At 36.3% G+C, this 11,038-nt stretch carries 7 protein-coding genes and 1 riboswitch; of the genes, 3 read left to right on the top strand and 4 right to left on the bottom strand.

The genetic code is table 11. From position 1 onward, the window contains the following. Positions 1 to 161 precede the first annotated feature (161 nt). The 4 genes from ACFSTA_RS18855 to ACFSTA_RS18840 form a co-directional block, all read right to left on the bottom strand. Complete coding sequence (locus ACFSTA_RS18855) at positions 162 to 746, bottom strand: ECF transporter S component (RefSeq protein WP_377558386.1); 585 nt, start codon at positions 744 to 746, stop codon at positions 162 to 164. 160 nt (positions 747 to 906) lie between these two features. Beyond that, positions 907 to 1,052: riboswitch (FMN riboswitch) on the bottom strand. Between the two features lie 141 nt (positions 1,053 to 1,193). Beyond that, complete coding sequence (locus tag ACFSTA_RS18850; protein WP_377558384.1) at positions 1,194 to 1,748, bottom strand: CBO0543 family protein; 555 nt, start codon at positions 1,746 to 1,748, stop codon at positions 1,194 to 1,196. 529 nt (positions 1,749 to 2,277) lie between these two features. Next, complete coding sequence (locus tag ACFSTA_RS18845; RefSeq protein ID WP_377558385.1) at positions 2,278 to 6,570, bottom strand: S8 family serine peptidase; 4,293 nt, start codon at positions 6,568 to 6,570, stop codon at positions 2,278 to 2,280. Between the two features lie 641 nt (positions 6,571 to 7,211). After that, the gene (locus ACFSTA_RS18840; RefSeq protein WP_377558383.1) at positions 7,212 to 8,270 is read right to left on the bottom strand and encodes a M20/M25/M40 family metallo-hydrolase; all 1,059 of its coding nucleotides are present in this window, start codon (positions 8,268 to 8,270) and stop codon (positions 7,212 to 7,214) included. Between the two features lie 149 nt (positions 8,271 to 8,419). Between ACFSTA_RS18840 and ACFSTA_RS18835 the strand changes: the two genes are divergently transcribed. The 3 genes from ACFSTA_RS18835 (at position 8,420) to yugI (ending at position 10,547) form a co-directional block, all read left to right on the top strand. After that, on the top strand, positions 8,420 to 8,974 hold the full coding sequence (locus ACFSTA_RS18835) for a thioredoxin family protein (RefSeq protein ID WP_377558382.1): 555 nt from the start codon (positions 8,420 to 8,422) through the stop codon (positions 8,972 to 8,974). A 96-nt stretch (positions 8,975 to 9,070) separates the two neighbouring features. Beyond that, positions 9,071 to 10,066, top strand: a complete 996-nt coding sequence (locus tag ACFSTA_RS18830; protein WP_377558381.1) for a potassium channel family protein — start codon at positions 9,071 to 9,073, stop codon at positions 10,064 to 10,066. Between the two features lie 94 nt (positions 10,067 to 10,160). Continuing rightward, positions 10,161 to 10,547, top strand: a complete 387-nt coding sequence (gene yugI, locus ACFSTA_RS18825) for a S1 domain-containing post-transcriptional regulator GSP13 (RefSeq protein ID WP_377558380.1) — start codon at positions 10,161 to 10,163, stop codon at positions 10,545 to 10,547. The last annotated feature ends 491 nt before the right edge of the window (positions 10,548 to 11,038 follow it).

The following is an 11,038-nucleotide window of genomic DNA, read 5'->3' as shown; positions in this document are numbered from 1 at the left end:
TGGAGCCTATTTTATAATAAACTTGGTTAAATGCTACTTGTAAAAATTTTGAAATTGCGGTAGGTGTATTAGAGTTACTCAAAAACTTGAAAAAAGTATTTGACATTGTACGCTAGACCATAAAAAATGCTAATCCCTCTTAAAAGGATTAGCATCTCTTTCTATACAAATTTTGCTTGTTGTTGTTCAATCCATCTTCTCATTTTAATAAATAAAGGAACAAATATCATACCAACTATAATTCCTTTTATAACATTAAATGGCATGATAAACGCAGTTACTGATCCCCATTTCAATTCAGGTGTCATTTCACCCCAACCCATCATTAATGCATATGCTGGTAAAAGAATGAAGTAATTAAAAATCCCCATTCCTAAAGCCATAATGATGGTACCAGTTACAAGACCAGAAACAATACTTTTAACATTTTTATATTTGTGATATAGGATCCCTACAGGTACTACAAACATTAATCCAGCTAAGAAATTGGCTGTTACACCAACAATCTCTCCACCACCTATTGCTAGATATAGTACATTTTTAATTGCCACCACAATTACCCCTGCAATCGGTGAGAAAATTAGCGAAGCCATAATCGCTGGTACATCACTAAAATCAATTTTCAAATAAGATGGTAGTAATGGTAGTGGAAAATTCACAAAAAATAATAATAGTGAAATTGCCCCTAATAAAGATAAAATAATAAGTCGTACTAGTTTTGATGATTGCAGATTAGTAGATTGCATCATCGATCTCCTCCTTCACCTTGTTATCGATTCACATCTCGTTGTGAAGGATAAGCCTATTCCTGTTCCATAATAACAAAAACCCTAAAGCTCCTAATCGGGGCTTTAGGGTTGTATAATCAACAGGAAATAAAGGTACAATTTGCACCTATTTTCAGCTCGACATCTTCTCCCATCCAGACTGTAACTGTCGGTCCTGGACTTGCACCAGGTCAGCCACAAAGAATATTTCTTTGCGGGTCACGGACTTAGAACGTTTTGTTCCTTACCGTCGGTCGGGAATTGCACCCTGCCCCGAAGATGGAATCGATATTTTATTGTAACTTCATTTTAACCGAAAGTCATTAGTACTGCAATATTTTAGTTTTTTTGGGATTTTAGTTAATTGAAACATCAAATACGGTTCGCTATTTTAATTTTAAAAATCCTCAAATAGCAAAAAGACTTTTAGGTTTTCTTTAATTTTAGGAATAGCGCTGTAAACCAATAAGCAAGTATCGACATACCTATATCAAGTAGGAAAATATGAAAGATATTCATTCCTTTATAAAGTACAAGTAGTTCTAATTTAATCCAAATGAACGCTATGATTGATATAGCAATAGCTGTAATCAGGCTAACAAGGTAAAAATTTTTATTGCGGTTTATTGCATATTGATAAGCTAACATAAATGCAACTGGAATAAACGCCCCATCAATAGGAATACTTACTGGCACAAAAGGTATCATATGGTAAGGGTGAGCCCAAAAGTTGTTACGAGCGAAAAAGACATCTAAGTAAACAAACATGATATGAAATGAGTAACCGTAAAATGCAATTTGAAATATCTTTTTCTTGTCAATACAAATTATCGTAACAATTAAAGGTAAAATGAAAAAAGCTACGGTAAACCAAAATTGCCATGAACTAAAATCTCCAAATCGATTCCAGTGCTCTAAAACCAAGACCATTAGTTTAGCGTCTAATGTTTCTATTTCTTTTAAAAGTTGTTCACGTGACATGTACTGAGCCTCACCTCTAAAAATTATGTGAATAATATTGGTTTTTTATCTTATTCTAATACCTGATTAAACATTGCCAGTCTTCTTGTGATAGAAACAATTCTATCATTTTGATAATGTGTAGTATCACCAATAAATAATGATGTATTCAATAATAAGGCGTAGACTTAGAAACATCTTATTTTATAAAGTTATATTTATACGAGGAATTATAGGGTAACTTGATATTATATAGACCCAAATACTTCTTCGATCCTCACCCAAAACTACACACCTGCTTTTCTGCTGATTATTCTGTAGAAAGTATAATATTCCAATTTAAACGTTCTTCCTTTCTTTAACCACATAACAAAAGCGACAATTGTTTTCTCTAAATCTAATTACACGAAAAAACCTTTAAGTCACATTATTTTTTTTCAGTGTATAAAATAACAAATTTTTCCTAGTTATCAATTGAACGCACATAAATAAGAAAAGGTGTAGAAGCATAAGCCTCCACACCTTTTACTGTTAGAAATGTTAGAAGGAATTAGTTTTTACCTTTACCTTTTCCATTTCCTTTATTTTTTTCTTTACCTTTTGCTTTCCCATTACCGTTAGTGTTCTCTTCATCACCATTAATGAACAACTTACCATCTGCTAGTTGGCGAGTTTCATTTCCGAAGTCATCAACAACCTTCACTTCAATAACTGCTCCATCTGCAACTAGGTTGCTAGGTACTGTCCAATATCCAACATAATGGCCTTCTGAAGTTTCCATCATAGGCAATTCTGTTGCATTATATAGTTGAGCACCTAAGTTTGTTAATGGCATGTGGACCATGAATGTTGCTCTTAATCCCGGCTCACTATCAAACTCAATCATAACCGTTTCACCAGTTTGTAGGTCTTGATCTTCAGTAGGTGTTAAGTTATCAATTTCTGGTGCTGTATAATCTGCTGAAATCATTACTGTTTCAGTTGAAACATTACCAGCAAGATCTGTCGCAACAACTTCGATAACATTTTCACCTTCGTCAAGGATAATACGTTTCGAGAACGTACCATCACTTACCGATGCTTCTTGACCATTTACTGTGACAGAATCTAAATGATCATCTGCAATTAAACCTTCTACAGTAACAGTTTCACGATTTGTTTTATCTCCATCAGAAGGATTTTCAATCGTTAATTCAGGTGCTTCTGTATCCAATGTTACTGTAACGGATTCAGATTCAGTTGCTTCTTCTCCATTTACAATGGAAACAGCTGTGAACTCATTCTCACCTTCCGTAAGTTCCACATCAATTGCGAAGTTACCATCGTCACCAATTTCAGCAGATCCTACTTCTTCACCATTATTTAATAAATTAACAGTTGTTGTAGGAGAAGCTGTACCTTCCACTGTTACGGAAGCATCATTCGTAATTAAACCTTCAGCAGGTGCTGTAATAACTGGATTATCTACACCGTAAGCTACACGCGCACGAATCATGTAGTTTCCTTCCGCTGCCGGAGATTGAGACCAAGCTCCACCAACTGACTGATAACTTCTTTCAGCATTTGGACTATTTTCATCTGTTGCTAATCCAGGTACATTTGGATTTGCACCAGTTTGAACATATACCATATAGAAGTCGCCTTCTACTTGGATATTCTGTTCACGTAGATCAACTACGGTCCACTCATCCAGACTTCTAATTGCTTCTGCATCAATTGGACCAGCTAATCTTTCATCAGGCATACCGTCATCACCAGCAGACCATACTTCAACTGCAAATGGTGTATCACCTGGTACCGGCCAATCTGTACCGTGGAACTGGAAGACACCATCCGTTACAATGGCAGAGTCTCTACCTTCTGGTAAGGACATCTTAACAGCCCACTTGTTACCAGCGTCATAGTAAGCACGCGCATTTTCAGCTGTACCATCATCATAACCAATCTCTCCACCAGGTACCGTGAAGAATGGTTCTAATTCTAAATCTAAATCCATATCACCATCAAGTGTAATTTCTACTTCTTGACCATGATAATCATTTGCCATTACTTTTAAGGTATACGTACCTTCGTAAGCAGTTAGATCATAGTTACCGTCTGCATCAGTTTCAACAGGGGTAATGTTTGCATCCTCTACTAATAGTAACGTAGCACCTTCAATCGGATTACCAGATTTTTGACTAGTAACTGTACCACTAACAGTTGCTTGTGGTAGTTCTTCTAGAGTGAAATTAGCTTCTGCCGTTCCATCAGCTTCTAATGTAATACTTTGCTCTTGTGAATAGAATCCATATGCTTCTGCTACTACTGTAAAGCTTCCAGCAGCATGCATTAGAGAGTAGGACCCATCTTGTGGATTCGTAGCCACAGAACGACCAGTTTCAAGTACACTTACTTGCGCTCCTAATGGAAGTGCGCTAGGATTATATTGGTTCTCTTTTGCTTGAGAATCGTCTTCTTTTGGTAAACTCGGCTCCGCTTTAGCTGAGTTTACTTTTTCTTTCTTTTCAGCCAATGCTTCTTTATTTTGAGCTGCTTTTTCTTTCGCAGTATCGATACCTAATGATGTGTCAGATAAAGCAACATCATCGATATACCAACCATCACGTAGTACGCTTCCATCTGTATCTAGGTTAAATGCAATGTATACACGTTCACCGCTATAGTCAGATAGATCGAATTCTGCAGCTTCCCAACCGTCAGAGACGTTAGTTAGTTCAACTAGTTCTGTCCAGTTTTCTTGATCTGTTGAGATTTGGACATATCCATAATCCCAGTTGTTCTCTATGTTATACCAGTGGTTAAATTGTAAGAACGATTCACCTTCTGGTAAATCAATTGGTGGCATTACAAGCGTAGCATCCGTATTATTATCATACTGTCCAGCTAGGTTTGTAGCATAAACATTTACACCGGATGCTGCCTCACCTGGTCCAGATGTTGGCTCTCCCCACTCCCAGCTATTATTTGCACCAGAAGAAGTCCAGCCTACTGGATTGGATTCAAAATCTTGCTCATATCCAACCGTAATTCCAGGATTTACTTCAACAACATATTCTTCACTAGTAACTTCATTGTTACCAAAATCATTAATGACCCATTGATATGTGAATGAATCACCGTTAATAGCATCACCTGGTACAGTTACAGCATATTCGCCTGAGCGATAGTCACCAGATACACGATTTGCTTCTACTGTTTGATCTCCAAACTGTAACTCAACAGAAGTAACACTAATGTTATCACTTACATCAACCGTTAGTTCCAAATCCATACCTTCATAGGTTTCAACTGGAGCCTCATGTTCAAATGTAGGTGCCTCTGTATCTTCTCCATCCATTGTTACTTGACCTTCAATCGTTCCAAGGCCGTCTAAAATAGAAGAGACAGCATCAAATGCATTTACTAATCCATGTCCATACCCATTATTTGGAGAATCTGGGTACTCTGAATCTGTCAAAGGTGTTGCCGTATTCATTAAAATTTCTTCCATATCATCAACTGAAATTTCTGCATTAACTTGACGTAGTAACGCCGCTACAGCAGCTACAGCTGGGCCTGACATGGATGTTCCATTCCAGCCACCTTCATATCCGCTACCTGGTACAGATGAACGAATATTTACTCCTGGCGCTGAAATATCTGGCTTAATTTCATCATATGGAGAAGGACCTCTTAATGAGAAACTAGCAAGATTATCATTAATATCAGTAGCTCCAGTGGCAAATGATTCCGGATAGTTTGCAGGTACAGCAACAGATCCTGGTCCACCTGGATTCGTTAACGTTGTATTTCCAGCAGAAAATTCAGGGAAAATCTCTGCATCTCGCCATGCTCTTACTGAATCGCGATACCATTCGTCAAGTCCTGGTCCGCCTCCCCATGAATTGTTTACAACATCTGGTGCCATATCAACACGGCCACCTGGTGCAATAATCCATTCAGCAGCATCTAATAGAATCGCATCTGAAGTATAACCAGCAGCATCAAATACTTTTGTCGCAATCCATTTTGCTCCAGGTGCTACTCCAACTTGGTTTGAACCATCTGGCTCACTACCAACCATCGTTCCAGTTACATGTGTTCCATGGCCATGATCATCATATGCAGCATCCTGACCACCAGAAGCATCATACCAACTGAACTCATGATCTACTTCACCAGTAGCAGCATCATAACCACGATATTTTTCTTGAAGTGCTGGGTGATCCCATTGAACACCTGTATCTAGACTAGCTACTACAGTTCCTGTACCATCAATACCCATATCCCAAACTGCAGGAGCTCCAACACGTTCAACATTCCACTCTACATTTGCAAGCTCAGACTGTGGTGTCTCAGCATCTTCTGTTATTGTAGTTGTGTGAAGTTCACGAGTTTCGTTCGGTAATATTTTCTCTACTTCAGCAAATGTAGCAACTTTTTCAGCAATTTCTTTTGTTGCTGTAACTGCTATACCATTTACAATAAAGTAAGATCTAATATCTTGTGCATTTCCTTTTTCCGCTTCACTTTCCAGAAGCTCCAATACATTTTGTTGTGACTGAATGGAAACTGCCTTCAATTCAGAAACAACTGCAGAACGTTGTGCAAGTTCTACTTTTTGCGCTGACAAGCTTGCTTTTTGGGCATTTGCTCTCGCCTCTTTAGCAACCTTGGTTGTATCCGCTTTTTCCGCAAATTTAATTAAAAATGTTACTTTATCGTCTTTCTCAAATTGATCTTGTAATCTATTACTTACTTTGTCTTGTGTAGCGGATGCTTTATAGTCATTAACTGAGTGGTGTAATTTACCACTAGATTCAGCTCCTACCAACCCAGGTGTAATGAGTGAAAAGATCATTAGTAGTGACGCTACTATACTGAATGCTCTGACCCGTTTTTGCCTTTTATACAAAATTATTCCTCCCCTCGATATTTGAAAAAAGTTAACCTGCTCCCAAACTTTCATTGGAAGATTTAACAAAGGATAACCTAAATTTCACCTCCCTTTAACTAAAATTACCTGGTTACTTCCAACACCAGTAACTCTAGCTGATACTGTAACTATAATGGATGGAAAGCGAGAATATTGTCGCTTCTTGTCGTAAATATAGAGAATATTCAAAATTAATTAATAAGTACCACTTTTATGTATTTTTAAGTTAGGTAAAAAGTTGGTTGGTTTATTTACAACACGTTTTTTAAGTGGGAAAAGCCTTGATATGTACAGGTTTTTAATCACTAAAACTATGAAACTACTTTTAAATTTTCATAGACTAGAAAAGAAAAATGAGAATAATGTACTATAAAAAGACGCGCAGAATTAAAATCGAAGCATATATTTCGCGAAAGTGGTATCTATTTCCTATCTATAAGGATTGTACCCGCAAGAAATTATTACTATTATCATGATTTTATTGTGACTACACAGGTTAAATTTCCTATTATTTATAAAGACAAAAAAAGTCTTAGTTGCGAGTTCGCTACTAAGACTTTTTCGACTTAATCTTCTAAAGGATTTAAACTCTCTTCGCCTGTTAGTGAATTAATCATAGTGACTAGTAATTCAATTTCTTCTTCCATATCCTGTAAACTAGCTGTCTCTACTGGAGAATGCATATACCTTAAGGGTAATGAAACCAAGGATACCGGTACACCTTTTCCAGTTAAGCGCATTTTATCAGCATCTGTCCCTGTCATACGAGGAGTAAGTTCATATTGTACATCCATGGTTAGTTTTGTAGCTGCCTGTTCTAATAACTGATTGATTTTACGGTTAATTGGTGCACCTTTTGCCAATACAGGACCTTTTTCTAATCGAATATCACCGTGCTTATTCTTATTGACCCCTGGGTAATCCGTTGCAAAGGTTACATCACAAGCGATTGCCATGGTTGGGTTAATACCTGCTGCAGCAAAATAGGCACCACCCATATTAGTCTCTTCATTTACTGTACTCGCTGCATACACACCTACCTTACATCCAGTTTCTTTTAATTTCCGAAGAACTTCGGCAACAATAAAAGATCCTGTTCGATTATCTAAACCACGACCGGATACATAACGATCCATTAAAATTTCTGGATCTGTTTTGTAGACAACGAGATCGCCGATTTGGACATATTTCTCCGCTTCTTCCTTTGATGTAAATCCACAATCGATAAATAAATCTTCTAGATCAAACTTATCTTTTAATCCGCCATGGTGTTGAGCATTGACACCAATAACACCAGTAATCTCCTTGTTATAGCCTAAGACAGTCGTCTTCATTCCAACGGCAGCTTTCGGATTGATTCCGCCCATTTTGTCAAAATGTAGATAACCTTCATCATCGATCCGATTGATAACGAGAGCTATTTCATCACAATGACCTGCCAGCAATACTTTAAAATTCGCATCTGGATTAAGAACACCGATTGCATTCCCTGCATTATCCGTCATTATTTCATCTGCAAAATCTTTCACATAATGAATCCACTTTTTTTGAATTTCTACCTCATCACTGGATGGTGATGGCGTTTTTAAGAGTCTTAACAAAAATTCTGTATTTAAATTACCCATAACTATATCCTCCTCCAATTAATGCAATATGTATGTACTATTACATCATAGCAAATTAGTTCCACAAGAGCACATTTGTTTACTGGTAACTTATTAATGTATAAAATTTAATTTAATATTTAACATAACTATTAGAAACGGAGCTGATTATGTTGACATCGCTAAATTCTTGGTATGAAAAGGCAATATCAACGGATACCTATATTGAGTCAATGGAAAAACATAAAGAAAATCTACTTCACATATATGATCATTTCACACCACCAGAAGATACCGATTTTTTTCAACAAGTAAAAGAAAGAAACCTTCGTGTTATCGTTTTAACCGAAGACTGGTGTGGAGACGCTATGCTAAATATCCCTATTCTTCTACGTATCGCTGACAAAACAAACATGAAAGTAAGAATGCTTTTACGAGATCAAAATTTAGAACTTATGGATCAGTATTTAACAAACGGTAAATCTCGCTCCATACCGATATTCATTTTTATAGACGAGAATGGGAATGAGGTTGCTACATGGGGGCCTCGTGCTGAAAAAATTCAACAATTTTTTGATCATGCTAAAGAGAACCTTCCCAATAAAGAGTCTGAAGGGTATGAAGAAAAATTTCGAGAAATGCTCCTATTTATTACAAGGTCCTTCCGGGAAAACCGCGACTTTTGGAGTGACGTATACGAAAGCATTAAAATGAAACTAACATAAAAAACTCATCCTACATTGGATGAGTTTTTCTATTTGTATAAAGCATTCCGTCTGTTGTCTATACTATGAAATAGGATAAGGACATAGGGTGAGACAATGTTTATTGAACAATTTAAGCATATTTATTTTCGGCTTCCAATACCAGCTAGGCTTATTTTAACGATTTTATTTGTTATGTTTTTGTTTGGGTGGATTATACACCTCGTTGAACCAAAACAATTTCCTACCTTCTTTGATGGAATTTGGTGGGCTATTGTTACAGGATCAACGGTTGGATATGGTGATTATGTACCTTTAAGTACTGCCGGAAGAATAATTGGAATATTATTGATTCTTTCGGGTGGAGGAGTTATTACATTCTATATCGCCATGTTTTCTGCTTTTACGGTTAAACATGAACAAGATTTATCAGAAGGAAGAGTTGAGTACCATGGGAAGAATCATATTATTTTCGTTGGATGGAATGAAAGAACAAAACAACTAATTGATTTAACATTACAGCATAATAAAAAAACTGATATCATTCTAATTGATCAAAGTTTATCCCGTATTTCCTATCAACATATTCCAATTCACTTTATCCATGGTGATGCAACAGATGATTCTATCTTGGAAAAAGCGAATATAACAGAAGCGAGTCGCGTGGTAATTACAGCAGACATTTCTAAAGATGAAAAAAAAACCGATCATTATACAATTCTAACATCCGTAGCTGTTAGAGGAAATAACAAAGATGTACCAATCATTGTTGAAATTTTATCAACGAATCAAATTGAAAATGCGCTTCGGGCAGGTGCCAATACGATTATCCGACCAAATGATTTTATGAGTTCATTGCTTTATCACGAATTATTCAAAACCAAATCCAAACCGTTTGAAACAATATTACAACTCTTAGCCAGTAATCAGTTTCATCATTTTGTACTTCCTGAAAATCTAGAAAACATGCCCTTCATCTCTGTTTTAAATGAAGTTAAAAAAAATAATTATTTATTAATAGGGATCATACGAGGCGATAATTGGAAGTTAAATCCTCCTGCAGATTTTATTCTTGAGAAAAAAGACATACTAGTAACAATTGAATCATGGTAGAAGGAACACCAATTACTTTTGCCACATAAATAAATGTATGATAAAATTGTTTATTGTGTGAAAAGAATCGAATAAGGTATAGGAGTTGTTCAGCATGACAGACAAGTTTGAAACTGGTCAAGTATTACAAGGAAAAGTAACGGGTATTCAACCATATGGTGCATTTGTAGCATTAGATGATGATACACAAGGTTTAGTTCATATATCTGAAGTAACTCACGGTTATGTTAAAGATATTAATGAGCATCTAACAGTAGGTGATGAAGTAAACGTTAAAATTCTTAGCGTAGATGAAGCGAATAATAAAGTATCCCTTTCTATTCGAGCTACAGAAGAGCCTCCAAAAAAACGCCCGAAAGCTCAACCGAAGAAAATCGTAACACAGCAACCTGAAGATAATTCTGGTTTTAATACACTCAAAGAAAAACTAGAAGAGTGGATCGAACAATCTGAAGATCGTGAAGGAACTTTTAAAAATTAATTCTTTCTAACCAAAAGACTTTCGACTATCATTACTTTGTCTAACGAAGACATAGTGATAGGGAAGGTCTTTTTTTTCTGGCTGTTTTTTCTCTGTAAAATTAATGCATATTCAGGTGATAAATATTAATGAGTAGTTTACATAAACAGCGACATAACTTTTGCGTAGATTTACTTTCACAGTCTAATTCAATAGTGTGCTACAAAACCGCTCCGTCAGAATACTTCGCTGATGGTTATCTTCTGATTAGGAATAGTGTTAGCCCATGCTATAAACGTTTTGTGGAACTCTTTCTAATGGAACAGAATACAAGCCATGAAATTGAAGCGCACTATTCTAGCGGAAGAAATACACGAAGACTCCTGCGGGAGGAAAGGCGAGGCTGCTGAAAAACAACCTATTTTTTTAAAAACGTAAAAAGAGTTGAAAAAAGGAATATCTTTGAATAAAATTTACTCCTTTTTGTCTATTTTGTAGGGGGATTTCCACCT

Origin of the sequence: Ornithinibacillus salinisoli (assembly GCF_042684965.1) — a bacterium.
Taxonomy (GTDB): Bacteria; Bacillota; Bacilli; order Bacillales; family Amphibacillaceae; genus Ornithinibacillus; species Ornithinibacillus salinisoli.
The sequence above is the reverse complement of the archived record's forward strand: the minus strand, read 5'-3'. Positions and strand labels throughout refer to the sequence as shown.